Origin of the sequence: Psychrobacter sp. TB55-MNA-CIBAN-0194 (assembly GCF_040309505.1) — a bacterium.
In the GTDB taxonomy this organism is placed as follows: domain Bacteria; phylum Pseudomonadota; class Gammaproteobacteria; order Pseudomonadales; family Moraxellaceae; genus Psychrobacter; species Psychrobacter fozii.
In genome coordinates, this window is record NZ_JBEOOW010000471.1 from 1 (window position 1) to 259 (window position 259).

The window sequence follows — 259 nt, forward strand, 5'->3', positions numbered from 1 at the left end:
GCGCTCAGGTGCGCGGACCTATTCCTTTGCCTACGCGCAAGGAAAGGTTCACGATTCTGGTTTCACCGCACGTCAACAAAGATGCGCGCGACCAGTATGAAATTCGCACCCATAAGCGTTTGCTCGACATTGTTGAGCCGACGGAAAAGACAGTAGATGCTTTGATGAAACTAGACCTGGCAGCAGGTGTAGACGTTCAGATCAGCCTCGGTTAATACCTCCCGGTATTAACCTGTGTAACTGTCATAAGGCCATAGAG

General features: G+C 50.6%; 1 protein-coding gene. It reads left to right on the plus strand.

What is annotated here, in order from left to right; all coding sequences use genetic code 11:
* The coding region (gene rpsJ, locus AAEY75_RS15935) for a 30S ribosomal protein S10 (RefSeq protein ID WP_352260138.1) at positions 1-215 on the plus strand (215 nt) is incomplete at its 5' end.
* Positions 216-259: the final 44 nt, after the last annotated feature.